The organism is Arthrobacter sp. C2 (assembly GCA_024207135.1).
In the GTDB taxonomy this organism is placed as follows: domain Bacteria; phylum Actinomycetota; class Actinomycetes; order Actinomycetales; family Micrococcaceae; genus Paeniglutamicibacter.
Map to the genome: position 1 here is coordinate 1,677,867 of CP042428.1, position 24,640 is coordinate 1,702,506.

General features: G+C 69.4%; 25 protein-coding genes and 1 tRNA gene. 13 read left to right on the forward strand and 13 right to left on the reverse strand.

What is annotated here, in order from left to right:
- The first annotated feature begins 14 nt into the window (after window positions 1-14).
- Complete coding sequence (locus tag FPY90_RS07855) at window positions 15-743, forward strand: GNAT family N-acetyltransferase (RefSeq protein ID WP_071212910.1); 729 nt, start codon at window positions 15-17, stop codon at window positions 741-743.
- Between the two features lie 117 nt (window positions 744-860).
- Here FPY90_RS07855 and ygfZ read toward each other — a convergent pair whose 3' ends face one another.
- The 3 genes from ygfZ to FPY90_RS07870 all read right to left on the reverse strand — a co-directional run bounded on the left by ygfZ (window position 861) and on the right by FPY90_RS07870 (window position 3,511).
- Window positions 861-1,931 carry a CAF17-like 4Fe-4S cluster assembly/insertion protein YgfZ gene (gene ygfZ, locus FPY90_RS07860; protein WP_498684862.1) on the reverse strand — a complete coding sequence of 357 codons (1,071 nt, stop codon included), beginning with the start codon at window positions 1,929-1,931 and terminating at the stop codon, window positions 861-863.
- A 2-nt stretch (window positions 1,932-1,933) separates the two neighbouring features.
- Window positions 1,934-2,533 (reverse strand): heme-binding beta-barrel domain-containing protein, encoded by a 600-nt coding sequence (locus FPY90_RS07865; protein ID WP_307583365.1) that lies wholly within the window; start codon window positions 2,531-2,533, stop codon window positions 1,934-1,936.
- 228 nt (window positions 2,534-2,761) lie between these two features.
- A complete protein-coding gene (locus FPY90_RS07870) occupies window positions 2,762-3,511 on the reverse strand; it encodes a hypothetical protein (RefSeq protein WP_498684865.1) in 750 nt (249 codons plus the stop codon).
- Between the two features lie 200 nt (window positions 3,512-3,711).
- On the opposite strand from FPY90_RS07870, the gene FPY90_RS07875 reads away from it, so the two are divergent.
- From FPY90_RS07875 to asd, 11 genes are all read left to right on the forward strand, one after another.
- Entirely contained in the window at window positions 3,712-4,410 is a 699-nt protein-coding gene (locus FPY90_RS07875; RefSeq protein ID WP_071212906.1) for a winged helix-turn-helix transcriptional regulator, read from the forward strand.
- A 25-nt stretch (window positions 4,411-4,435) separates the two neighbouring features.
- Window positions 4,436-5,413 (forward strand): mycothiol synthase, encoded by a 978-nt coding sequence (mshD, locus tag FPY90_RS07880; RefSeq protein WP_498684867.1) that lies wholly within the window; start codon window positions 4,436-4,438, stop codon window positions 5,411-5,413.
- Between the two features lie 86 nt (window positions 5,414-5,499).
- Window positions 5,500-7,713: an RNA degradosome polyphosphate kinase gene (locus tag FPY90_RS07885; RefSeq protein ID WP_498684868.1), complete on the forward strand. Its 2,214-nt coding sequence runs from the start codon at window positions 5,500-5,502 to the stop codon at window positions 7,711-7,713.
- A 4-nt stretch (window positions 7,714-7,717) separates the two neighbouring features.
- Window positions 7,718-8,683: an NUDIX hydrolase gene (locus FPY90_RS07890; protein WP_498684870.1), complete on the forward strand. Its 966-nt coding sequence runs from the start codon at window positions 7,718-7,720 to the stop codon at window positions 8,681-8,683.
- A 92-nt stretch (window positions 8,684-8,775) separates the two neighbouring features.
- Window positions 8,776-9,111: a GNAT family N-acetyltransferase gene (locus FPY90_RS07895; RefSeq protein ID WP_498684872.1), complete on the forward strand. Its 336-nt coding sequence runs from the start codon at window positions 8,776-8,778 to the stop codon at window positions 9,109-9,111.
- A 111-nt stretch (window positions 9,112-9,222) separates the two neighbouring features.
- On the forward strand, window positions 9,223-11,031 hold the full coding sequence (locus FPY90_RS07900; RefSeq protein WP_498684874.1) for a hypothetical protein: 1,809 nt from the start codon (window positions 9,223-9,225) through the stop codon (window positions 11,029-11,031).
- Window positions 11,028-11,414 carry a GntR family transcriptional regulator gene (locus tag FPY90_RS07905; RefSeq protein WP_071212901.1) on the forward strand — a complete coding sequence of 129 codons (387 nt, stop codon included), beginning with the start codon at window positions 11,028-11,030 and terminating at the stop codon, window positions 11,412-11,414. The genes FPY90_RS07900 and FPY90_RS07905 overlap by 4 nt, the downstream gene beginning before the upstream one ends.
- A 142-nt stretch (window positions 11,415-11,556) precedes the next feature.
- Window positions 11,557-12,360 (forward strand): thymidylate synthase, encoded by an 804-nt coding sequence (locus tag FPY90_RS07910; RefSeq protein WP_498684876.1) that lies wholly within the window; start codon window positions 11,557-11,559, stop codon window positions 12,358-12,360.
- Between the two features lie 59 nt (window positions 12,361-12,419).
- The gene (locus FPY90_RS07915) at window positions 12,420-12,929 is read left to right on the forward strand and encodes a dihydrofolate reductase (RefSeq protein WP_498685546.1); all 510 of its coding nucleotides are present in this window, start codon (window positions 12,420-12,422) and stop codon (window positions 12,927-12,929) included.
- Window positions 12,926-13,159, forward strand: a complete 234-nt coding sequence (locus FPY90_RS07920; protein WP_071212898.1) for an NF038396 family protein — start codon at window positions 12,926-12,928, stop codon at window positions 13,157-13,159. The genes FPY90_RS07915 and FPY90_RS07920 overlap by 4 nt, the downstream gene beginning before the upstream one ends.
- Before the next feature lie 196 nt (window positions 13,160-13,355).
- Window positions 13,356-14,438, forward strand: a complete 1,083-nt coding sequence (gene asd, locus FPY90_RS07925; RefSeq protein WP_498685548.1) for an aspartate-semialdehyde dehydrogenase — start codon at window positions 13,356-13,358, stop codon at window positions 14,436-14,438.
- Between the two features lie 160 nt (window positions 14,439-14,598).
- Here the strand turns inward: asd and FPY90_RS07930 are convergent, their stop codons facing one another.
- The 8 genes from FPY90_RS07930 to FPY90_RS07965 all read right to left on the reverse strand — a co-directional run bounded on the left by FPY90_RS07930 (window position 14,599) and on the right by FPY90_RS07965 (window position 22,295).
- Complete coding sequence (locus FPY90_RS07930; RefSeq protein WP_498684878.1) at window positions 14,599-15,741, reverse strand: winged helix DNA-binding domain-containing protein; 1,143 nt, start codon at window positions 15,739-15,741, stop codon at window positions 14,599-14,601.
- An 18-nt stretch (window positions 15,742-15,759) separates the two neighbouring features.
- Window positions 15,760-16,836 (reverse strand): UDP-N-acetylmuramate dehydrogenase, encoded by a 1,077-nt coding sequence (locus FPY90_RS07935; protein WP_498684879.1) that lies wholly within the window; start codon window positions 16,834-16,836, stop codon window positions 15,760-15,762.
- 13 nt (window positions 16,837-16,849) lie between these two features.
- Window positions 16,850-18,037, reverse strand: a complete 1,188-nt coding sequence (locus FPY90_RS07940; protein WP_498684882.1) for an MFS transporter — start codon at window positions 18,035-18,037, stop codon at window positions 16,850-16,852.
- A gap of 56 nt (window positions 18,038-18,093) precedes the next feature.
- The gene (locus FPY90_RS07945; RefSeq protein WP_498684883.1) at window positions 18,094-18,534 is read right to left on the reverse strand and encodes a MaoC family dehydratase; all 441 of its coding nucleotides are present in this window, start codon (window positions 18,532-18,534) and stop codon (window positions 18,094-18,096) included.
- Window positions 18,534-18,983, reverse strand: coding sequence for an FAS1-like dehydratase domain-containing protein (locus FPY90_RS07950; protein WP_498684885.1), 450 nt, complete (start codon window positions 18,981-18,983; stop codon window positions 18,534-18,536). Before FPY90_RS07950 ends, FPY90_RS07945 begins: the two co-directional genes overlap by 1 nt.
- 69 nt (window positions 18,984-19,052) lie before the next feature.
- Window positions 19,053-19,346 carry a hypothetical protein gene (locus tag FPY90_RS07955; protein WP_071212891.1) on the reverse strand — a complete coding sequence of 98 codons (294 nt, stop codon included), beginning with the start codon at window positions 19,344-19,346 and terminating at the stop codon, window positions 19,053-19,055.
- A 32-nt stretch (window positions 19,347-19,378) separates the two neighbouring features.
- On the reverse strand, window positions 19,379-20,314 hold the full coding sequence (locus tag FPY90_RS07960; RefSeq protein WP_498684889.1) for a DUF2797 domain-containing protein: 936 nt from the start codon (window positions 20,312-20,314) through the stop codon (window positions 19,379-19,381).
- A 1-nt stretch (window position 20,315) separates the two neighbouring features.
- Entirely contained in the window at window positions 20,316-22,295 is a 1,980-nt protein-coding gene (locus tag FPY90_RS07965; RefSeq protein ID WP_498684892.1) for a MinD/ParA family ATP-binding protein, read from the reverse strand.
- Window positions 22,296-22,578: 283 nt separating this feature from the next.
- On the opposite strand from FPY90_RS07965, the gene FPY90_RS07970 reads away from it, so the two are divergent.
- Window positions 22,579-23,187 (forward strand): DedA family protein, encoded by a 609-nt coding sequence (locus FPY90_RS07970; protein WP_071213231.1) that lies wholly within the window; start codon window positions 22,579-22,581, stop codon window positions 23,185-23,187.
- 67 nt (window positions 23,188-23,254) lie between these two features.
- Here FPY90_RS07970 and FPY90_RS07975 read toward each other — a convergent pair.
- Window positions 23,255-23,326: transfer RNA gene (locus FPY90_RS07975), tRNA-Thr, on the reverse strand.
- Window positions 23,327-23,504: 178 nt separating this feature from the next.
- On the reverse strand, window positions 23,505-24,200 hold the full coding sequence (locus tag FPY90_RS07980; RefSeq protein ID WP_498685549.1) for a VTT domain-containing protein: 696 nt from the start codon (window positions 24,198-24,200) through the stop codon (window positions 23,505-23,507).
- Window positions 24,201-24,640: the final 440 nt, after the last annotated feature.

Sequence of the window (24,640 nt, forward strand, 5' to 3'; positions counted from 1 at the left end):
CTAGGCTCGAAAACGTGAATCTTGAATTCGGCACCCGCGCCATCGTTGCCCTGTCCTGGGCACGCGAATTTTCCGTGCCCGACTCCGCGCTGCAACCCGACCGCCCGCCGGTGAGCCTGTTCGTCCCCGCGCTGGGCAGCGACCGCGTGGAGGTGCTGCACCTGGGCGACCACCAGGTGGTCCGCGCCCCGGCGGACATCCTGCCGCTGCTGCGCGATGCCGGGGACCAGCGCTTCGTCGATGACCGGGCGCTGCTGGGCCTGCTGCATGGCTCCGGGCTGGCCCCCTCGGTCCGCTCGCTGGGCGTGGATGCGCTGACCTACCTGGACGCCCCGTTCGAGATCGTGGACTCGGAGCACATCACGGTCTCCGTCGACGCGGAGGACCTGGCGGAGCTGCGCGAGCAGAGCCCTCGCGACGATGCCTCCTCCACCGAGCTGGCCGGCTGGGACCAATGCTTCGTGCTGTTTTCCGACACCCGGGAGGACCCGGTGGCCGGGGCCGGCTACTGGGCGCCGGGCGGGTTGCTGGCCGACACCACGGTGCTCACGGCGCCGGGGCTGCGCGGCCACGGGCTGGGCCGGTACGCCGCGGCGCTGGCCGTGGACGACGCGTTGTCCGAGGGCCTGGTCCCGCAGGCGAGGATCAAGGAGGGGCAGGACGCCGCCAACGCGCTGGCCACCTCGCTGGGATTCGAGATGGTCGGCTCGCTGATGACCCTGAAGCTGCACACCGGGCTCTAGCGCCGCGGGGCCAAGCCGGCCCGTCCACGCACAACGCCCGACCAGGATTTCCCGGCCGGGCGTTGTGCGTGTTGTGGCGCAAGCGGAGCGTTCCCGTCCCTTGCTGCTGTTTTCCGTTTAGTGCGGGGTGCGCAGGAACCCGGTGAAGCGCCCGGCGGTCTGGCCGGCGTCCGGGCTCACGATGGTTTCCTGCTTCGCGGCGTAGTGCTCGTCCCCGTCGACGACCTCGACGTCGGTGCCCGGGTCGATGTTGCGCTTGACGAGGGCCAGGCCGATGGGGCCGGCCTCGAAGTGCGAGGCCACCGAGGTCAGCGTGCCCACGGTCTTCTCCCCGATGCGGACCTCGGAGCCCAGGGCGGGCAGCGTGTGCATCGAGCCGTCCAGCTGCAGGAACACCAGGCGGCGCGGGGGCCGGCCGATGTTGTGCACGCGGGCCACGGTTTCCTGGCCCTTGTAGCAGCCCTTGTCCAGGTGCACCGCGGTGCGCAGCAGGTCCAGTTCCTGCGGGATGGTCTTCTCGTCGGTGTCGAAGCCGAAGCGCGGGCGCCAGGCGGCGATGCGCAGCGCCTCCACCGCGAGCATCCCGGCCAGCGGCGTCTGACCGACGGCGGTTTCCAGCTCGTCGGCCGGCACGATGTACTCGAACCACGGGCGCTCGGCACCGGGGTGCTCGGGCGCGGAGTAGGCGTAGCCGCCCTCGGTGACCCCGGGCCACGGATCCACCCACACCGGGTACTTTTCCAGTGAAGGCTGCGCCGCGCACGCCCCGAGGATCGCGAACCGTTCCGAGACGTCGGAGATCTCCACGCGCAGCATGAAGCGCATCCGGTTCAGGAACGCGGCCAGCGGCTCGGCCTGGCCCGGTTCCACCAGGAGCCAGAGCTTGTCCGTATCGGCCAGCACGCGGATGTCGAATTCGATGCGGCCCTGCACGGTGAGCAGCAGCGTCTGGGTGCTTTGTCCCGGACGCAGCCCGGTCAGCGACTGGCTGGAAAGCGTGTTGAGCCAGGTCAATCGGTCCTCGCCGGCGAGGGTCACCACCTCGAAGTGGGACATGTCGGCCACCGCGGAGCCGTTGGACAGCGCGCGTTGCTCCTTGTTCAGTTCCCCGTAGTGTGCGGCGGTGCCCGCGTCGATCCCTGCGCCGGCGACTGCGCCGGGTCGTGACAGTAACGGCGAATTCGCCATGGTCATCCCTGTTTCTTGAGGGCGGCCGACGCGTGGGCCTTCAGGTCGTTGCCGCCGGTGGATACGTCCCAGCGCCAGAACAAATCGCCGTTAACCAGCCCGTAGATGCGGGTGGCCGAGGCGTAGTCCTTGGCGTTGGTGCCGCGCATCACCAGGTCCGTGGCCAGGTGGATCTGCGGGCCCTTGATGACGCCGTAGTAGAGTTCGGAGATCGCCCCGGGGTGCGCGATGTTGGCCTGGATCTTGAACCCGCCCTCATCGGTGCGCAGCTCCTCGACGTCCTGCGCCGAGCGAAGTGCGGGAACCACGTCGCCGGGCACCATGCCCGGGCCGAGGTCCGCTTCGACCATGGGGCGTTCCAGGGACCAGAACCCGGTCTCCACCGTGAGCGGGCGCAACGTGTTGCCCTGCTCGTCGGTGAGCCAGGTTTCGGACCGGTATTCCAGGAACGGCAAGCCGTTCTGGGTGAAGCTCACGCGCTGGAAGAAGTGCTCGTCGTCGACTTCGCCTTCGCCGAGGCGGCCGGTCCCTTCCCAGGATCCGATCAACCACGACAGCGGCACCAGCTCGGGGGTCAGGTCGGTGGGAATCTCAATGGCCATCGTGTGTACTTCTTTGCTGCCGGGGGTAGGTTACTTCTGGCCCTTGAAGAGGCGCGCGACCACGAGCCCGGCGAAGCCGGCCATGCCCAGGCCCGCGAGGGTCAGCAGGGAGAGGAAGAAGATTTCAAGTCCAAGGTATTCGTTCATGGCACCATCCTAACCGCTTCGGGGCGCCGGTTGCCTCTTTCATGACGCCAGCCACGCATTGGGTGCGACACGCCGCAGCCGCTAAAGCAGCAGCAGCAACACGTACCAGGTGACCGATCCGCACACCAGCAGCGGGGCCAGCGCCGCGGCCGCCATCTGCACGGTTCCCTTGGGTCCGCCCAAGGACACCAGCATGGCCCGCGAGCCGACGACCACCAGCCCGCACGCGGCGCCCAGCACCAGCGCCGGGGCCAGCTGGACCGCCGGGTGGAGCAGGCTCGCAGCCCCGCCGGCCAGCACGGCCAGCACGAATCCCAGCGGGAAGACGATGCGGTCCGGCAAACGCAGCACCCCGGGCACCGCGGCGGCCAGGATGCTGATCCCGGCCATCAGCGCCACCGAGCGCCAGGCCGGTTCGGTGCCCAGCACCGCCCAGCCGGAGCCGAAGGCGGCGACAAGCAGGCCAAGCATGCCCACGGCTGCCGATTCCAGGCGCTTGGTGGCATCGGTGCCGCGCACCAGCTGGGTGAGGAACACCAGGATGACGCCGGCCGCCAGGGCCGGTGCCACCCATCCCAGCGAGGGACGCGGAGGGGCCCACAGGCCCAGCACCGTCGAACCGGCACCCACCAGGAAAATCACCGTGGACACCGGAAGCGGTGCCGAGAGCTTCATCAGCTTCGGCCAGCCGAGCGCGAAGGCGGCAATCAGCACCAGGGTCACGGCGGCCAGCGGCCAGTTGGTCGCGCCTTCCAGCTGGCCGGGCAGGTAGCTGGCCGTCACGAGCAGTGCCAGGGCAATGGTTCCGGTGGCCAAAACTTTGAGTCTCACAGGTTACATCCTGCCTTAACCACCCCCGGGGCCCCCATTCGGGCGCCGGGGCGCTGGGCGTGTTGCGCGGAGCGAAACATGTTCGAAACCCGTCGCAATCTATACTTCATGTTGTAAGCACCGTTTGTCCCCCCAGGGTGCGCCGCGCAGGCGGCGCCGCACGGGGACAAGCGGCAACCCAAGCACAGGGGGAGGTCCCGATGGCGATCATCGCGCTGCTGACCAACACCCCCGGCACCTCGGCCCAGATCGTCCCGTCGCTGGAGCTGCTCTCCCACCAGGTCCGCGTCCTGCCGGCCTCCGGCTCCGCGCTGCTGGCCTCCGACGGCGCCGAGGTCGTGCTGGTGGACGGGCGCAAGGACCTGGCCGGCTCCCGCACGCTGTGCCAGCTCTTGCGCACCACCGGCATCTCGGCCCCGCTGCTGCTGGTGCTCACCGAGGGCGGGATGGCGGCGATCTCCGCATCCTGGCAGGTCGACGACGTGCTGCTGGACACCGCCGGGCCCGCCGAGGTGGAGGCGCGGCTGCGCCTGGCCATCGCCCGCTCGGCACCCGCCGCGGGAGCCGCCGGCGCACCCATCCGCGCCGCCGGGGTCATCATCGACGAGGCCAGCTACACCGCCAAGGTCCACGGCACCCCGCTGAACCTCACCTACAAGGAATTCGAGCTGCTCAAGTACCTGGCGGCGCATCCTGGACGGGTCTTCACCCGCGAGCAGTTGCTGCACGAGGTCTGGGGCTACGACTACTACGGGGGCACCCGCACCGTGGATGTGCACGTGCGCCGGCTGCGCGCCAAGCTGGGCACCGACCACGAACAGCTCATCGGCACGGTGCGCAACGTCGGCTACCGCTTTGCCCCGGCGCGCCACGAAAACACCGAGGTCGTCGACGCCTAGGTGCCGCTGCGGCTATCTTAGGGATATGAACGCCGCACCGAATCCCGAAGTCAGCATCGAAGTCGTCACCGGCACCCCGGACCCGGAGGTGCTCGCCGAGCTGCATGCGCTGGTGGCTGCCGGCGAGGAAGCCGACGGCAACCCGCCGCTGAGCGAACAGACCCTGCTCGACCTGCGCACGCCCTCGGCCTCCGGGCTGCTGGTGGGGGCCTACGCCTACCTGGGCCAGGACGACGACACCGTCTCCACCGACCTGGTCGGCGCCGCGGTGGCGGTGCGCGGCACCGACGCGGCACCGGGCACCCTGGAAATGGTGGTGCACCCTTCCTTCCGCGACTCGGGCATCGCCGGGGCGTTGGTCACCGCCCTGGGGAAGAACACCGAGCTGGGCACGCTGCGGGCCTGGGCGCACGGGAACCACGAGGCCGCCGCCAAGCTCGCCGAACGCTTCGGCTACACCCCGGTGCGCGAGCTGTGGCGCATGCGCATGGTCGCCGGAACGCAGGTGCCCGCCGCCATCGTCCCTGACGGCATCACCATCCGCGCCTTCGACCCGGCCACCGACACCGCCGGCTGGGTCGCGGCCAACGCCGCTGCCTTCGTCCACCACCCCGAACAGGGTGCCCTGACGCTCGAGGACCTGGCCTCGCGCATGGCCGAGGACTGGTTCGACCCGGCCGGCTTCCTTCTGGCCGTGGACGAAGCCGGGAAGATCCTGGGCTTCCACTGGACCAAGGTGCACCCGGCGCTCTCCTCCCCCACCACCGGCGAGCACCAGGCCATCGGGGAGATCTACGTGGTCGGGGTCGTCCCCGAGGCGCAGGGCACCGGGCTGGGCAAGGTGCTCACGCTGGCGGGCATCGAGTACCTCGATTCCCTGGGCCTGGATGCGCTGATGCTCTACGTGGATGCGGACAACGCCCCGGCGGTCTCGCTCTACCGGAAACTGGGCTTCACCAAGTGGGATGTGGACGTCATGTACGCCCCGGCTTCGGTAAGGTAGTAAGCGACGCAAGGCCGCGTGCCCTTTCCGCGGCCCGCCGTGAAAGCACGCACCACCACCAATATTTCATGCTAGGGGCAACGCTCATGGATTCGCACCCACCCACCTCCTCCCTGGGCATCACCGACGTCCCGGCGGCCCGCGCCACCCAGGACCGGATCGAGCTGCCCGACTTCGAGCCCTCGCCGATCCCCGACGGCGACTTCGCCGACGACAGGTTCCTTGACCGCGAGCTGAGCTGGCTGCACTTCAACGCCCGGGTGCTGGAGCTGGCCGAGGATGCGGAAATGCACCTGCTGGAGCGGGTCAACTTCCTGTCGATCTTCTCCTCGAACCTGGACGAGTTCTTCATGGTCCGGGTAGCGGGCCTCAAGCGGCGCATCGCCACCGGCCTGGCGGTGCCCTCGGCGGCCGGGATGAGCCCCATCGACCAGCTCGAAATGCTGCTGGCCGACGCGCACGCGCTGCAGCTGCGCCACGCGAAGGTCTTCGCGCAGCAGGTCCGCCCGGCCCTGGAAATGGAGCAGATCCTGCTGGTGGGCTGGGCGGACCTGGACGAGCGGGCCCGCGAGGAGCTGCGCCGCTGGTTCGTTGACCAGGTCTTCCCGATCCTCACCCCGCTGGCCGTGGACCCCGCCCACCCCTTCCCCTACATCTCCGGGCTCTCGCTGAACCTGGCCGTGGTGGTCCGCAACCCGGTGACCGGCAAGGAGCTCTTCGCCCGGCTGAAGGTCCCGGACACCATGGCGCGGCTGATCTCCGTGGACGGGCCGCGCGCCGGGAACTCGGCGGGCCGGGTGGCGCGCTTCATCTCGCTGGAAAACGTGATCGCCGAGCACCTGGAACACCTGTTCCCGGGGATGGACATCGTCGAGCACCACTTCTTCCGCGTCACCCGCAACGAGGACCTCGAGGTCGAGGAGGACGACGCGGAGAACCTGCTCCAGGCCCTGGAGAAGGAGCTGCTGCGCCGCCGCTTCGGCCCGCCGGTGCGCCTGGAGGTCGTCGACGACATCAACCCGAACATCCGTGCGCTGCTGGTGCGCGAGCTCGGCGTCGAGGACGACGAGGTCTTCGCCCTGCCGGCGCCGCTGGATTTGCGCGGGCTGGGAGTGATCGCCAACATCGACCGCTCGGACCTGCACTTCCCCAGGCACCTGGCGCACACCTCGCGCTTCCTCAACGAGTCCGAGACCTCCAAGGCCGCGAACGTGTTTGCCGCGATGCGCCGCCGCGACATCCTGCTGCACCACCCCTACGATTCCTTTTCCACCAGTGTGCAGGCGTTCCTGGAGCAGGCTGCCAACGACCCCAAGGTCATGGCCATCAAGCAGACGCTGTACCGCACCAGTGGCGATTCGCCGATCGTGGACGCGTTGATCGACGCCGCCGAATCCGGCAAGCAGGTGCTGGCGCTGGTGGAGATCAAGGCCCGCTTCGACGAGCAGGCAAACATCTCCTGGGCCCGGAAGCTGGAGCAGGCCGGGGTGCACGTGGTCTACGGCATCGTGGGCCTGAAGACCCACTCCAAGCTCTCCCTGGTGATCCGCCGCGAGGGCGAGCGCTTGCGCCGCTACTGCCACATCGGCACCGGCAACTACCACCCGCGCACGGCCCGCTACTACGAGGACCTGGGCTTGCTGACCAGTGACGACGCGGTAGGCGAGGACCTCTCGAGGCTGTTCAACCAGCTCTCCGGGTACGCCCCGCGCTCCACCTTCAAGCGCCTGCTGGTGGCCCCGCGCTCGCTGCGTTCGGGGCTGATCGACAGGATCGAGGCGGAGATCGCCAACCGCAAGGCGGGCCTGGCTGCCCGGGTGGTCATCAAGGTCAACTCGATGGTCGACGAGGCCGTCATCGACGCGCTCTACCGCGCCTCGCAGGCCGGGGTCACGGTCGATGTCATCGTGCGCGGGATCTGCGCACTGCGCCCCGGGGTTCCGGGGCTGAGCGAAAACATCAGGGTGCGCTCGATCCTGGGCCGCTTCCTGGAGCACAGCCGCGTGTTCATGTTCCACAACGCCGGCGAGCCGATCGTCTACATCGGCTCGGCCGACATGATGCACCGCAACCTGGACCGCCGCGTCGAGGCCCTGGTCTCGCTGAGCAGCCGCGAGGACACCGCCGAGCTGGTCGCGTTGCTGGACCGCTACATGGATCCGGGCACCGCCAGCTGGCACCTGGACGCCGAGGGCCAGTGGACCCGGCACCACAAGGACGAGGACGGCGCGCCGCTGGAAGACATCCAGTCGTGGCTGATCGAGTCGCGCACCCGCCAGCGGACCGTGGTCAGGCGCTAGGGGCGTGCATTTCGTGCGTTCAAGCGATTCGGAATCCATCCGCACCGGCGACTTCGCGGTGCGGGCGGCAGGGGCCCTCATCTGGCGGGTCAACGGCGGCGGTCTCGAGGTCCTGATGATCCACCGGGACCGGTACGACGACTGGTCCTGGCCCAAGGGCAAGCTCGATCCCGGGGAGACCCTGCCCGAGTGCGCCACCCGCGAGGTCTTCGAGGAGGTCGGGCTGGACATCCAGTTGGGCATCCCGCTGCCGGCGATGACCTATGCGGTGGGCTCCGGCACCAAGGTCGTCTACTACTGGGCCGCGAAGTTCCCGGGCACCCCGCCAGTCCCGGACGGCAGGGAAACCGACGCGGTGCGCTGGGCCACCCCGAAGATGGCCCGCTCCTGGCTGACCAACCCCGGGGACCTGGAACCGCTGGAGGCGCTGGTCGCCGCGCACCTGGCCGGGAAGCTGGATACCCACCCCTTTGTGGTGGTGCGCCACGCCAAGGCCAAGCCGCGCTCCAACTGGACCCGCGAGGAGGGCAAGCGCCCGCTGGCTGCCACCGGGCAGCGGCAGGCGCTGGCCGTGGCCCGGCTGCTGGGTTCCTGGCGCCCGGCCAAGGTCGCCTCCAGCCCGTGGACCCGGTGCGTGCAGACCGTCGCGCCCTACGTGCAACAGCACCGCTTCATCGTGAAGATGCTGCCGGCGATCACCGAGCACGAGGCCCAGCGCCGCCCGGACAAGGCCCAGCGCGCCGTCGCCAAGCTGCTGGACAAGCGCCGCGCCCAGGCGGTGTGCACGCACCGCCCGGTGCTGCCGCTGGTGCTGTCCGAGCTGCGCGCCAGGATGGATTCGGCACTGTCCGCCTTCCTGCCCGAACGGGACCCGTTCCTGCGCCCCGGGGCGCTCGTCGTGGTCCACCAACCGGTCTCTGGCAAGCGCAAACTCGTCTCGGTGGAAGTTTACGACGCGTTTGAGGACTAGCGCGGACCCTTCGCGGTAGTCTCTAGGTAGGCGCCCGGACAGGCGGCGCCCCGGTTGCGTTTTTCACGGCTCAACGGTTCAAGGAGTGCATCATGGCCCGACACGATTCCCCCCCAGTCCACGGCAACGCCGGGGAAAAGATCGCGCACCAGGGGTTGCGGCTGGACCACGACGAGGACCGCGGCCGCTACAGCCTGTGGCACGGCGCCACCTACGTGGGATTCCTGGGCTACAGCGTCGAGGGAGATGTCGCCACGCTGCAGCACACCATCATCAACGAGGAATACGGACGCCGCGGCTATGCCCGTGCGCTGGTCACCCTGGTCCTGGAGGACATGCGCGCCCGCAAGCTGAAGATCGTCCCGGAGTGCTCCTACGTGCAGGACTACCTGCGCCGCTACCCGGAGTACAACGACCTGCTGGTCTGAGCCCCCTTTCCGTAACGATTTGGCCGCGCCGGGCCGAAATCCCTCGAACGGACGGACTTTGTCTCAATGGGTTGATACATTGAGACAAAGATCCAACCAAAGGGGTTCCTCATGATGGCCGCGCTCACCGCCATCGGTTCCGGCCTGGCCATCTCGGCGGCACTGCTCTATGTGCTGCTGCGCTTCCTGGTCGCCGAGCCCAACGCGTCCAACGCCACCGCCGCAATCTCACGCCACGCCTTCTGGACCGCGCTGATCGCCTTTCTCGCCTCCGGAACCTCCGGGCTGTCCAACCTGTGGGCCAACCCCGGCGAAAACCTGCTCCGCGAGACCGGCTCCGCGGGCACCAGCGTCCCGACGCTCATCATGCATGCCGCCGCCCCGGGGCTCTGGCTGGGCATCGTCTACGTGCTGGGCCAGTTCACCTGGCCGCGGCACCTGAAGCCCGTGCGCGCCGCCTCGCTGGAGGTGCGCCGGCTCAAGACCCTGGTCCCGCGGTTCCTCGCCGGATTCCTTCTTCTGTGCACCATCATCAGCACCGTGCTCATCATCGTGGCCTGGAACGATCCCGGGGCCCCGGACCGGGTGGGCAACCAGGACTCCACCGGCATCGAACTGCCAATCTACGCCGGGGACACCGACGCGTACGGCAACCCCATCGACACGGACGGCAACCTGCTGGACCTCGATCACCCCGAGGAGTACCTCACCGAAGCCGAGGCCGACGCCGCCGCCAACGAGCCGGCCACCTGGCCCATCAACGGAACCCGGCCCGGCACCCTCGTGGGCCCGTACCTGCTCGGCGGGCTCGGGCTGGTGCTGCTCTCATCCCTGGGCGCGGCCACCGCGGTCGTCCGCCGCCCGCCGCTGGACTCCCTGGACGCCGGGGACAACGCGGTGCTGCGCTCCATCTGGATCAACCGGCTGCTGCGCACCACGATCTTCGCCGTCACCGGCTTCGGCATGGCCGCCCTGGGCTACATCACCGAGGGCATGCGGGCCCGCGCGGACTGGGCCATGCCCCTCGGCGACGCCGGCTACCACTTCGATTCAACGGCCCAGGACCAGGCCAACGCGCTCAACGGCATCGCCACGCTCTGGATGCTGCTGGTGCTGGTGCTCATCGTGGCCTTCGGGCCGCCGAAGCTGGCCGCCTCGGCCCAGTTCACCGGCCGCCGGCCCGGCGCCCCGTCCGCGTCGTATTCCCAGGGCCGGGATTTCCTGCTGCTGGCCCAGGGCGCCTCGATCGTCGCCGTGGCGATGCTCGGGTCGATCCCGGCGTGGACCGCCGAATCCGGCACCACTTCCCTGGACGAACTGGCCTCGATCGCGCTGACCATGCTGCTGGCCATCGCCGGATACTTCCTGCTCCAGGCCCTGGTGGCCTGGATCGTGTCCCGCCGGCTGGGCAGCGGTGTTCTCCTGAATCGGCCGCGCACCGACCTGCTGCCCACCTGGTTCGTGATCGTGCTGTGCCTGGCCGCGACCACGGGCGTGGCGAGCATCGCCACGTTCCTGCTCACCGGACCGCCGGCGCTTGCCGCCGCCGCCTGGTGGCTGCTGGGCATCCTGCTGCTGGCCGCGGCGCTCGCCCGGGGCCTGTACCGCATGGCAGCACGCCGCCCGGTGCTCCGCGGAGCCAGCGGCGCCGAAGACCGGCAGCTGCGCGTGCTGGTGGCCCAGCGCGGGGCCCGCACCTTCGGCGGGGTCTCGTTCATCATCGCGGGCATCCTGGGCACCCCCGGATACTGGGTCACAACCGACTTCGGCCAGGTGGCGGATTCGTTCCAGGACCCGGCTCCCTCCGGCTTCCAGGTCACCTGCCTGGTGCTCGGGGCGGTGCTGTGCCTGCTGCCGGCCTCCACCGCCTACCGCACCGCGCGCTTCGACGCCCCGGTCCCAAGCCCGAGCAACCATTGAGCGCCCTGGTCACCGTCGATTTGCGCGACGCCACTCCCCCGTTCGAACAGATCCGCACGCAGATCGCCTCGCTGATCGCCGTGGGGCAGCTGGCCGACGGCTCGCGCCTGCCCACCGTCCGGGCCCTGGCCTCGGACCTCGGCGTGGCCACCGGAACCGTGGCCCGGGCCTACAAGGAGCTCGAGGCGCTGGGGCTGATCGAGTCCCGGCGCCGGCTCGGCACCGTGGTGACCCACACCCCGTCGGGCAGCAAGCTGGAAGCCGAGGTGGAGATCCGGCTGCGGATCACCGAACTCATCGCCGCCTCGCGCGCCGCCGGCATCGAGGATGCCACCCTGCTCTCGCTGGTCCAGGGACGGCTGCGGGCCACCGACCGGGCCTGATTCCAGGGGGGCAACGCACGGGTGCGGGGCCCTCCGCGGCCCTGCCCGCGGCGGGTCCCTTCGTGGTGATCATGAGCGCATTTCCGGTGTCCGGGGCCAGTCGTTTCCCCCCGACCCGCGTGCCCGCGGCTAGACTGATGCGGTGACGATTCCAACTCCTTACGAAGACCTGCTGCGTGACGTCCTGGCCCATGGCACCGCCAAGGGCGACCGGACAGGCACCGGAACCTCGAGCGTTTTTGGCCGACAAATGCGCTTTGACCTCTCCGAATCCTTCCCGCTGATCACCACCAAGCGGGTGCACTTCAAGTCCGTGGCCGTGGAGCTGCTGTGGTTCCTGCGCGGGGACTCGAACACCGCCTACCTGCGCGAGAACGGCGTGAAGATCTGGGACGAGTGGGCCGACGCGAACGGCGAGCTCGGACCGGTCTACGGGGTGCAGTGGCGCTCCTGGCCCACCGCGGATGGGCGCCACATCGACCAGATATCCCAGGTCGTGGAATCGCTGCGCGCCAACCCGGACTCGCGCCGGCACATCGTCTCGGCCTGGAACGTGGCCGAGATCGAGAACATGGCACTGCCGCCCTGCCATGCGTTCTTCCAGTTCTACGTGGCCGACGGCAGGCTTTCCTGCCAGCTCTACCAGCGCAGCGCCGACATGTTCCTGGGCGTCCCGTTCAACATCGCCTCCTACGCGCTGCTGACCTGCATGGTGGCCGACCAGCTCGGCCTGGAGCGCGGCGAGTTCGTCTGGACCGGCGGGGACACCCACATCTACGACAACCACGTCGCGCAGGTCGCCGAACAGCTAACCCGGGAACCCTACCCGTACCCGCGCCTGCGCATCACGCGCACCCCCGATTCGATCTTCGACTACACGCTCGAGGACTTCGTGATCGAGGATTACCAACACCACCCGACGATTAAGGCCCCCATCGCCGTATGAGCAACCCAAACCAAGGCGCCGGACACCGCGCCGAAACCACCGCCCCCGAACGCATCGGCATGATCTGGGCCGAGGCCGCGGACGGCGTCATCGGCGCCAACGGCTCCATGCCGTGGTCCCTGCCCGAGGACCTGGCCCACTTCAAGGCCACCACCAACGGCCACCCGGTGATCATGGGCCGGAAGACCTGGGAGTCGTTCCCGGAGAAGTTCCGCCCGCTGCCCGGGCGCACCAACATCGTGATCACCCGCGATGCCGCACGCCACGAAGCGCTGCGCAGCGCCGGGGCCGTGCCCGTGGCCACCGCCGAGGAGGCCCTGAAGGCCGCCCGCGCGGCCGAGGGCGCACAGGAAATCTGGGTCATCGGCGGCGGGGAGATCTACTCGATATTCGCCGGCCGGGCCCACCTGGCAGTGAAGACCGTGATCAATGCCTCCCCGAAGGGCGACACCAAGGCCCCGGCGCTGGACAACGGCTGGAGCAAGTCGCTCTCGGAACCGGATGCCGGATGGCTCACCGCGGCCAACGGCACCCAGTACCGCGTCGAGGCGTGGGAGCAGAAGTCATGAAGGACGCCATCAAGGCGCTGAAGACCAGCCCCGAGGGCCTCTTCGTGCTCGGCTACATGCTCTTCCCGCTCTTCGCGCTGATCTTCGCCGGGCTGGGCCTGTTCATGGTCCTGACCGGCTCCAAGATCATGGGACTGGTGCTGCTGCTGGTGTTCACCCAGATCTTCGCGTTCGGCTCGCTCAAGCTGGTGGGCATGCGCAAGGCGCTGCTGGCAGACGGCGGCAAATAGTCCGGCCGTTCGACCGGCCCGCCGGCCGAACACCACCGAACGCCCCCGCACGGACGTTGCTCCGGGCCGGGGCGTTCGGCGTTTATCGGGCCCATGCGCCGTTCGGCCTTGGCACGTAACCGAATCCCCGCGCGGGCCCGGCACCCCTTAAGCTTGAACCATGACTTCTTCCGTTGGCTTTGTCGGTTACCGCGGCATGGTCGGCTCCGTCCTGATGCAACGCATGCAGGACGAGGGCGACTTCGCGAACCTCGACCCCGTGTTCTTTTCCACCTCCAACGCCGGCGGCGCGGCCCCGGCCTTCGCCGAAGGCGCACCCGCCCTGCAGGACGCCTACGACCTGGACACCCTGGCCAAGCTGCCGATCATCGTCACCGCCCAGGGCGGGGACTACACCTCCGCCGTGCACGGGGACCTGCGGGCGCGCGGCTGGGACGGGCTGTGGATCGACGCGGCCTCCACGCTGCGCATGAACGACGACTCGGTGATCGTGCTTGACCCGGTCAACCGCAACGTCATCGACAAGTCGCTGGGCGACGGCACCAAGGACTTCGTCGGCGGCAACTGCACCGTCTCCTGCATGCTCATGGGCCTGGGCGGACTGTTCACCAACGGGCTGGTCGAGTGGGGCACCTCGATGACCTACCAGGCGGCCTCCGGCGGCGGCGCGCGGCACATGCGCGAACTGCTGACCCAGTTCGGCGACATCAACTCCCACGTCGCCTCCGAGCTCGACGACCCGGCCTCCGCGATCCTGGAGATCGACCGCAAGGTCCTGGCCGCGCAGCGCGGCGGCCTGGACGCCACCCAGTTCGGCGTGCCGCTGGCCGGCTCGCTGATCCCCTGGATCGATGCGGACCTGGGCAACGGGCAGTCCAAGGAAGAGTGGAAGGCCGGGGTGGAGACCAACAAGATCCTGGGCAACACCGAGGCCAACAAGGTCGTCGTCGACGGTTTGTGCGTGCGCATCGGCGCCATGCGCTCGCACTCCCAGGCGCTGACCCTCAAGCTCACCGAGGACCTGTCGGTGGCCGAGATCGAGAAGCTGCTGGCCAACGACAACGAGTGGGCCAAGGTCGTGCCCAACACCAAGGAAGCCACAGTCGACGCGCTGACCCCGGTCGCCGCCTCAGGCACCCTGGACATCCCGGTGGGCCGCATCCGCAAGCTGGAAATGGGCCCGACCTACATCTCGGCGTTCACCGTGGGCGACCAGCTGCTCTGGGGCGCCGCCGAGCCGCTGCGCCGCATGCTGGCCATCGCCCAGGGCCGGCTCTAGCCCCGGGCACCGGCCCCGCGGGCCGAAGACCCACGGCCGGCCGTTGCCCCCGTCCCCCTGGTTGCAGGGGGACGGGGGCGGCGGCCGGCTTTTTCATGCCCGCGGCGCCCCGCCTTCCTCGTCCGCCGCGGCCGTGTCACCTTTCCCCCGACCGGGCGGCTCAGCCGTTGCGGAAATCCAGGTAGGCCTGCAGCGCACGCCCGATCGCTGCCCCGTTGCGGGCCGATGTCACCGGGACAAAGAGCGAGCTTTGCGCGCGCAGGCTCCGCCCGCGGCCCTCCACGCCCCAGGTGCCCACCACGTGCCCGGAGGAGACCACGGTGCGCAGGAAGATCCCGTTCTTCCCCGGGGTCACTGCCTGGGCGTGTTCGGGGGCAAGCGCCGCCGAACGGTCCTTGTAGCCCAGCAGCAATTCGTCGAAGCCCGGCAGCGCCAGCGTCCCGCGGGCCCCGCGCAGGCCCGCCCAGCGGTTGGCATGCACCTCGGCACAGTGGAAGACCTCCCCGCCCAGCGAGCGCCCGGGCAGTTCCTGCTGCTGCGCGGCGAGGGCCGCACGCACCGGAGCCAGCGGCAGGCCGAGCCACCAGGCGCAATCGGCTGCCGTCGCCGGCCCGTGGGAGCGGATGTACGTCCCCACCAGCAGCCGCAGCGCCGCCTCGGGGTCCGCGTGCCCGGCGGGCCCGCGGCCCGCAATCCACTGCTCGGTGGCCATGAACAGCTGGCGGGTGCTGCTTCCCGGCTCCATCGGGCCCTGCACGATCACCCCGCGCAGGCTCACCGCCACGATCAGGTGGTAGCCGCGCTGCCCGGCGGTGCTGGACCCTGCCTGGGCAAAGGCGGCGAGCAACTCGGCACGGGTGGCCCCGGCGCCGGAGCAGCGCTCGCGCGCCACCTCGGCCAGGCGCGCGATTTCGGGTTCGGTGATGTTTTCCGCCGCCCGGGTCCCCGCCATCGAGGCGTCCATCCGCGGTCCGGTGACCGCGAGCAGCGTGGCATGCAGTGCCGGGGAGATGAGCATCAGCGTGCCGCGGGCGCCCCAGCAGCGGATGACCGAGCCGTCGGCCAGGGCCGCGTGGATGTCGCTGAGCCCGGCCCCGGGCAGCCGCACCCCCACGGCCCAGCATCCCTGCGGCAGATCCTGGGCCTGGATCATGCCCATCCCGGATACGACCTCGGCCGGACTGGCGGCCGCCGACGCCGCGGTGGCCAGCGGAAGATGCGGCAGCAGGCCCTGCGCGGCCAGGCGCATGTGGGCGACGGCGGTGCGCTGCGGGCTGCTGAGCTTGATCGGGTGCGGTGCCATGGTGCACCCCACGATTCCCTACAGGGCGCAGCCGATCAAGAGCGGTTCGTTGTGCAGCTCGATGCCGAAGCGCTCCAGCACCCCGGCGCGCACCGCGCGGGCGATGGCCAGCACGTCGGCGCTGGAGGCGTGTCCGCGGTTGGTGATGGCCAGGGTGTGCTTGGTGGACAGCGCCGCCCGCCCGCCGGCCAGCGCTTCCCCGGCGGTGCCTTCCAGGCCGAAGCCCTTGGCGAAGCCGGCCTTGTCGATCAGCCAGGCCGCCGAGAGCTTGACCAGGCCCGGGGTGTCCACCGGGAAGTTCGGGGCCCCGGCGGGCAGCGAGTCGAGCACCGCGGCCGGCACGATCGGGTTGGTGAAGAAGGATCCGGTGGAGTAGGTGTCGCGGTCCGCGGCGTCCAGCACCATGCCCTTGGAGGCACGCAGGGCCAGCACCGTGGCGCGCACCGCCGCGGCGTCGGCGCGTTCGCCCGCCGCCACGCCCAGGCTGCGGGCCAGCTCCGCATAGCGGATCGGCGCGGAATCGGCCCGGCGCTGCAGGGCGAAGGCCACCGAGAGCACCACGTATTGCGGGGAGCCGTTGGCGGTGGTGCGCTTGAGCAGCGAGTCGCGGTAGCCGAACCCCAGCCCGGCATTCCCGAAGTGGGTGGTGGTGCCGGTGGCGCGCTCGTAGACCTTGGCCTCGAGCAGCGTGTGGGCGACCTCGGAGCCGTAGGCGCCGACGTTCTGCACCGGGGTGGCTCCGGCCGATCCGGGGATCCCGGACAGGGCCTCGAGCCCGGAGAGCCCCGCGGCCAGGGTCTGGGCGACCGCGTCGTCCCACGGGTGCCCGGCGGCGATGTCCACGCGGATGCGCCCGTCGGAGAGCTCCTTGCCGATCGCCACCCCCCGGTTGGCGATCTGCAGCACCGTGCCGGGGTACCCGGCGTCGTCGATGACCAGGTTCGAGCCGCCGGCAACGATCAGCAGCTCTTCCCCTGCCGCGTCGGCGGCGGCCACCGCGGCGGTGATCCGTTCCTCGGTGTCGGCGCGGACGAAGGCGTCGGCGGGGCCGCCGACGCCGGTGGTGGTCAGGGGTGCGAGCAGCTGGGTGTTCACGGTGGTTTGCGCCTTAGGGTTCGGTGGTGTTGGTTGCGGGTGCCGGCACGGCGGCCTTGCGGGGGCCGGCGGCCGGGGCCAGGAAGAAGGAGAGGACCACGAGGATGCCCACGTAGCCCAGGGCATGCAGCAGCCCGACACGGTCCGCCAGCAGGCCCAGCAGCGGGGGCCCGCCCAGGAACGCGCCGTAGCCGATGGTGGAGACCACCGAGACCCGGGCGGCGGCGCGCATCGGGTCGTCCGACGCCGCGGTCATGGCCACCGGGAAGCTCAGCGCCACCCCCAGGCCCCAGAACACCAGGGCCGCGAAGGCCGTGTGCAGGGAAGGGCCGAAGACGAAGAGCAGCAGTCCGGCCAGGGTGGACGCCGCGGAGATCCGGATGACCACCACCCGGCCCAGCCGGGCCAGGACGAACCCGCCGCCGAGCCGGGCCAGGGTCATCGCGGTGACGAAGACCCCGTAGCCGATGGCGCCCACGGAGTTGATGGCCCCGTAGCCGTCGGACAGGGCCAGGGCGACCCAGTCCCCCGCCGCGCCCTCGGCCAGCGCCATGCCCAGCACCAGCACGCCGAGCACCAGCGTGCGCGGTTCGCGCCAGGCGTCGGCCAGCAGCGACTTGTTGGAATGCCCGGACCCGGCGTTGGAGGCGTCGGGCCTGAAGGTCCTGGTGCCGAGGTGGATGATGGCCAGCACGGCCACGGACATGGCCGCGAAGTGCCAGGAAATGCTCAGGTGCAGCGCGGCACCCAGTGCCCCGGCCGCTGCGCCCAGCACGGTGCCCACGGAGAAGAAGCCGTGCAGCACCGGCATGATCGGCACGCCCAGGGCCCGTTCCATGGCCGCGCCCTGGACGTTGGAGGACACGTTCCAGGCGGCGTTGCCGGCGCCCAGCAGTCCCAGCGCGGTGCCCGTGAGCACCAGCGAGTGCAGCCCCGCCGCCGCGACGCCCACCACGGCAAGTGCCACGGCGGTCAGCGAGGCGGCGAGCACCAGGGTCCGCTTGGAACCCAGGCGCATGACCACGAATCCGGAGACCGAGACCGAGGCGAAGGACCCGGCCGTCATGCACAGCAACAGCAGGCCGACCTCGCCGTGGCTCAGCCCCAGCGCGTCGCGCACCGAGGGCAGCCGGGAGACCAGCGTGGCGAGCATCAGCCCGGAGGCCAGGTACAGTGCCAGCACCCCGTTGCGCCAGGGCATGACCTCGGGGTTGCCCCGGCGCCCGGGGGCGGGCGCTGCGGAATCCGGTGCTGGTTTCAGAGCTGCACCACGGCCTGGGCCTTGATCAGGACCTTGGTGCCCTCGACGCTGACCACCAGGTCCACGCGGGCGGTGCGGGCCTCGGCGTCCAGCGCGCCGATGGTGCCGGCGATCTCGATGGCGGTGCCGGCGGCGTCGGACGGGTTGGTGCCGGCCGGGTCCGCGACGGGGACGGGCTTGGTGAAGCGGGTCTGGTAGTCGACGATGGCACCGGGATCCTGCGCCCAGTCGGTGACCAGCTGCACCGCGGCCCCCATGGTGAACATGCCGTGGGCGATGACCCCGGGCAGCCCGACCTCGGTGGCGAAGCGCTCGTTCCAGTGGATGGGGTTGAAGTCCCCCGAGGCCCCGGCGTAGCGCACCAGGTCCGCGCGGTTCACGAAGACGGTGGTGGAGCCGATCTGCTGGCCCTTTTCAAGGGTGTCGAAGTCGATCATTACTGGTCCTCTCCGCGTACCAAGATGGAGGAAACGGTGGTGGCGACCTTCTGGCCGTCGGTGGTGGCGATCTCGGCGCGGGTGCTGATCATGGCCCCGCCGCCCATGGCGCGCACGGTGTCCACGTGCAGTTCGGCGACCAGCTGGTCCCCGGCCACGATGGGGCGGTGGTGGGTGAAGCGCTGGTCGGCGTGCACCACGCGGGAGAAGTCGATGCCGCTGTCGGGATCGTTGACCAGCAGCGCGTCGGCGCGTTGGGCGACGATGATCGCGAAGGTCGGCGGGGCCAGCAGATCGCCGTGGCCCAGCTCGGCCGCGGCGTCTAGGTCGTAGTGGGCCCGGTGGGTGGCCTTCACGGCGGCGGCGAATTCGCGGATCTTTTCGCGGCCCACCGCGTAGGGCTCCTGGGCCGGGTAGACCCGGCCTGCCAAGTCGGGGTTGATGCTCATCGGTTGTGCCGCTCCTGTGTGGGACGAGTGCTGATGCTGGGGGTGGAAGTTGTGGGGCCCGGGGTCCGGCTAGGGGGTGTCCCCGGGGGTGGTGTTGTTGCGCTTGCCGCGCTTGGGCGGCCGGGGCCGGACCAGTCCCTGGGAGACGCGCCAGGCCCTGGCGTCGCGGGCGCGGATCCCCATCCCGATCATGTGCGCCACCAATCCGATGCCGATGATGCCCATGGCCGTGTACATCAGCGGCCGGTTGTGCGTGTTGGCACCGATCAGGGCCAGGACGATGCCCGTGCCGGAAACCACCATCGACCCGATGGCCAGTTTCTTGTACAGTCCGGAAGAAGCTTCCCAGGGGGTATTGGTCATGCTCCAATCCTAATTCAGCGCCGCAAATCGGCTTAGAACAGTGCGCCCTGGACCGGTGGCGACTGTGTCACATGTTCGCCCGGTGCCAGCTTGCGCCCCTTCAGCAGTGCCGCATTGGCCACGAACAGCTCCGGTTGCCCGTCCAGTTCCACGCCCAGCACCTGCCCGGAGACCCCGGCCACGTAAAAGCCGTGGGATCCCTCGGCCAGGTTCCCCGGGTAGGGCTGCAGCCGGTGGGCGTCGAACCCGGCCAGCAGGACCTGTCCCTGGGGCGGCCGGTTCCAGGTCTCCTCGACGGCGCGGGAACCGGCCAGGGTCCCGGGGTCCAGCTGCGCCAGCAGGGTGCGCGCGGCCTCGGCCCTGGACGCGTTGAGCGCATCGAGATCCGCGGTGGTCACGTGGTGTTCCAGCAGGCCGCGGGCCTTGGAGCTGGCCCTGACCTGTTGGGTGAATCCGAGCTCGCGGGTCACCAGGTCCTCGAGGTTGCGCACCGAGACCCCGTCGGGGCACCAAGCGACATAGCGGGCGCTGATCGCGCCCTGTTCGGCCAGGCGCCGCCATTTGCTGGGGTTCGCGGCCGTGCCGACCTTGGTGGTTCCCTGGGCGAATGTCGCCACGTAGAGCCAGTGCGGCTGGTCCAGGTAGTCGCGCAGGCCCGGGGAAGCGCGGCCCGTGCGGTGGAATTCATGCATCGGCCGGGATTGGTCGGCGGCCTCGCAGGGGGCGCACTGGGTGCCGCGGGCAATCAGCGAGCCGGTCGGGCAGGGCACCAGGGTGCGGTGGGTCCTGTCCTTGATCAGTTGGTGGCCCAGGCACCAGCGGCCGGGCAGCACCGTGAAGCCAAGCCGGGTTCCCGGTTCCAGCACCACGTCGCCGGCCTGAAGGCTCTCGTCATCGAGCACCAGCGACGGGGTTCCGGGTTCCGAGGGCCAGCGGATCCCGCGGCAGAGCAGGGCGGGGGCTTCCACCTCAGTCGTGCAGTGCCCCGGCGACCGCGGCGGTGGCGTGCAGCCAGGCCCGGCGCGTTGCCGGACGCAGTCCCTCGAAGCGGATCTGTCCCTTGACCAGTGCCGCGTCGTAGGGAACGGTGACCACGGAGCGGGCCAGGCGGCCGAAGCCGTGGGCGATGCGGTCAAGCTGTTCGCTGTTGCCGTGGGGCTGGTGCTGGGAAACGATGACGACGGCGTTCTGGGCCAGCTCCTTGTAGTGCCCCCCGCGCTTGGCCAGGGCCTCGAGCAGCAGGGCGCCGGCCTCGGCATGCTCCTCCACGGTGGTGCTGGCGATGACCAGCTGGTCGGTGTGGTCGATCATGCGCATCCAGCGTTCGGCAGACTCGTCGTTGCCGGAGTCCATGATGGTCAGCGCGAAGAATCGCGAGGCTATCGAGTGCAGCGCGTCGAAGTCCGCGGCGTTGACGAATTGCTCGCTGGCCAGCAGCGTCGGGTCGGTGCGCAGGACGCTGTAGCAGTCTTCGGGCTGGTAGTGCGTGTAGTTGTGGATGACCGGGTCCCCGACTTTCACGTCCTTGAGCCGCGGTGCGGCGGACAGCAGGTCCATGGAGTGGGCGGCGTGCGGCCCCTGGACGGTGCGCCAGCCCAGCGTTCCGCGGGTTCCGTTGTTGTCCCAGACCAGGACCGGGTCGCCGGTGTTGCGGCCAAAGACCGCCGACAGCAGCACGGCGGTGGGGGTCTTGTTGGCTCCGCCCTTGCCGTTGACCACGGAGATGGTCTTGGATTCGGTGAGCCGGGTGCCGACGATGCGGCGCCATTTGCGTTCCTCGACTTCCTCGGCAGAGGGTTCCATGTTGAAGCCCAGGCGCGTGAGGAAGCCGCGGAAACCGCGTTCGGCACGGAACGTGGTCTCGTCCTCGGGCCGCAGGAACGTGTCGCGGGTCCCGGCCGCCGGGTTCATCTCGCGGAAGGCCTGGCGGCGGCCTTCGGGCGTTGTGAGGTCCTCGGCCGGTGCGGAGGCGTCCGCTGCCTCGGCCGAGGTCGCGGCGGGCACTGCGGGGTTGGCGGCCTTGGGTTCGGCCGGCTTCGGGGCAACCGGCTTGGGCGCAGCGGGCTTGGCGGTTCCCGTCGGCGTCGCAGGCTTGGCCGGTGCAGCTGCAGGCTTGTTGTCGGTCGCGACCGCCGGCTTGGCAGGAGTTGTCGCGGGCTTCGCGCCCGGCGTGGCGGCCGCGGGAGCCGGCTTTGCCGCGGAAGGTGCGGGCTTGGCCGCCTCGGCAGCCGGTTTCGCTGTGGCTGCGGCCTGTGCGGGCTTTGGTGCCACGGGAGCCGGCTTTGCCACGGGGGCGGCCGCCGGCTTGGCAGCTTCCGGCTTCGCAGCCGGGGCCGCGGGCTTGGCCGGTGCGGCGGCTGCAGCAGGTTTCGGGGAAGCGGCAGCTGCGGGCGCCGGTGGCTTGGCGGCGCTTGCGGCGGGGGCCGCGGGCTTGGCCGGTGCAGCGGCGCCGGGCTGCGCCTCGGCCTTGGGCGGCACGGCCTTGGCCTGCGGCGCCTTTGCGGCTGCTGGAGCCGGGGCTGCTGGTTTGGCGGCGGGCTTGGCACTTGGCGGCGCCGATGCGGCGGCAGCGGGCTTGTTCACGCTCTTGGTGTCGTTGCCGCCCGTTTCCCGGGCCGGCGCGGCGGCTGCGGGAGCGGGTTTTGCCGGAGCTGGCTTCGGTTGCGGCTTCGCGGGGGCCGGTGCGCTCGACGCGGCCGTCGGTGCGGTCTTGGCTTTTGCGGCGTCCGCGGTGTTGACCGGGCTGGCAGGTCCGGGCTTGGTGGTTGCAGCCGGGGATCCTTCGAGGCCGGATTCGGGAACGGCATCGAATTCGTCCAGCACCCGGGGCTTTTCCGCGGTCTTCTTCGCTTCGTCCTTGGCCTGTTCCTGCGCTGCAACTTCGGCTTGGCGGGCGCGCCGCAGGGAAGCACGGGTCGGGAACTCTTGGTTGAAGTCCGCTTTCGGCATGTGCTTCGTCCTCTCCTGGAGATTCATGGTCGTCGAGAGCGAATCACCCCAACGAGTCCAACCTTCCAGGTCGGGCACGCATGATTGCGGCTTTCGCACTTCGTCCATCTTATCGGGCAACCCACGTGAACCGCCGGATTGAGTCGGCTTGATCACAGACGCCACCAAAGTAGGAAATGGTATGTGTCGTGGTTAGCCTTGGAGATGGAAGCTCGCGTTGACCTAATGGGGAGCCCGGGACATTGAACGAACAGGATCTCTCTTGGACTTTTTCACCACGGCTTTGGACTCGCTAAGCGCCTTCATCTTCGCTGCTGCCGGAAACCCCCTGTCGTACTTGATGATTTTCCTGTTTTGCGCGATTGACGGCTTCTTCCCGCCGGTGCCCAGCGAATCGCTGGTCGTTGCGTTGGCTTCCCTGGTGCCGACCCACGGAAATCCGAATCCCTGGCTGCTGGGGCTGGTCGCCGGCCTGGGCGCCTTCGTCGGCGACAACGTGGCGTACCTGATCGGGCGCAGCATCGGAACCGACAGGTTTGCGTGGATGCGCCGCAAGCGGCTCCAGCACGCCTTTGCCTGGGCCGGGTACGAATTGCGGCTTCGCCCCGTATCCCTGATCCTGGTTGCCCGGTTCGTTCCCATCGGTCGTGTCGCAGTGAACCTGGTGGCCGGAGCCACGGGTTTCCCGCGCCGGACCTTCGTCATCCTGACGTGCTTCTCCAGCCTCGGCTGGGCGACCTATTCCGTTCTCATCGGCGTCCTGGCCGGCCGGTGGTTCGAGGAACACCATCTTCTGGGCATGGCGGTCGCAGTCGCGGTGGCCATCGGACTTGGCATCCTCATCGACCGGATCGTTTCCAAGGTCAGCGGGAACACGTCGCTGCGCAAATAGACTGCGCCGGAGCAAAACAAAAACCGCGGTTGGACCCTTGTCTGGGACCAACCGCGGTTTTTTATCGAGCCCCCCACCGGAATCGATCCGGTGACCTCGTTCTTACCAAGAACGCGCTCTACCACTGAGCTAGGGGGGCAACGAGAAAATACTCTACCCAATGAACGACATAAAATGCACATCGAAAACCTCGGACATGACCAACGCCACATCTTGGCGTCCTTCAGCGCACGCTTCCGCTCCCCCGAAAGGCGCAGCTCCTCCATGCGGCCCCGCAGCAGCGGGGGGCCGCGCCGCCCCCGACTCCGGGATGCGGGTCAGTTTTCGGGTGCCTTGCGACGCCCGGCCTTCAGCAGCTCAAGTGCGACAGGGACGAGCGAGATGAGCACGATCACGATGAAGATGACATCTATGTTTTCGCCGACCCACTCGTATTGACCCAACCAGAAACCCAGAAGTGTCACCCCGACGCCCCACAGCAGGGCTCCCAAGAGGTTGTAGAGCACGAAAACGCGGTACCGCATGTGTGCCACGCCTGCGATGACCGGGACGAACGTCCTGACGATCGGAACGAATCGGGCAAGCACCACGGCCCTCCCGCCGAAGCGTTCGAAGAAGATGCGCGCATTGTCGACGTATTCCTTGCGGAAGAGCCTCGAATCGGGCTTCTTGAAGATTGCGGGGCCGGCCTTGCGGCCGATAAGGTATCCGGTTTGGTCACCAGCGAAGGCCGCAATGAAGATCAGCAGCGCAAACAGCGGCAGGCTGACATCCAGGGCGCCGGTAGCGACCAGAAGCCCCGCGGTGAAAAGCATGGAATCACCCGGCAGGAAGAAACCAACCAGCAGTCCGGTCTCCGCAAACACGATGCCGCAAATCAGCAGGATCACCCACGGGCCCAAGGCGGGATTCCGCAGGAATACGTCGGGGTTTAGCCAGTCCGGCAGGAAGCTCGCCGACACCGGCCGCACCGCAATCGCTGCCAGTGTCGCGTGCACATCAAGAAAGGGAATCACCGATAAAACCCTACGGCACCGGGTTCTCCCCGGACAGGATTGACCCCGGCGCGCACCGGTTTCCCAGCGAATTCACGGCCTGCACGCGGAAACGTCCCGTGGGGCCGGACAACGGGCGCCGGCACTGCGTCGTTCCATCGCCTCTGGATCAACCGCGCCGCCCAAAAAGGCACCATGCCGGACGGGCATCAGTCACGGTCATTGCAGCTCCTGTGCTCAAAGCCTCGTTGAGCGCCACCACTGCGGTATTTTCTCCGCCTGGATTCCTTGATCTCGGGCGGACGGGCGTTCCCCGCCTGGCCGACCACAGCCAAGCAATGCCCGCATCGCCAACCCAGCCGAACGGTGCGTCGAATTTCAGCGGTTCGGCCGCATGGAAATGGCCAGTGGCCCGCTGATCCAACGGCGGCCACACCCGGGCTGCTTTTGGACACAAA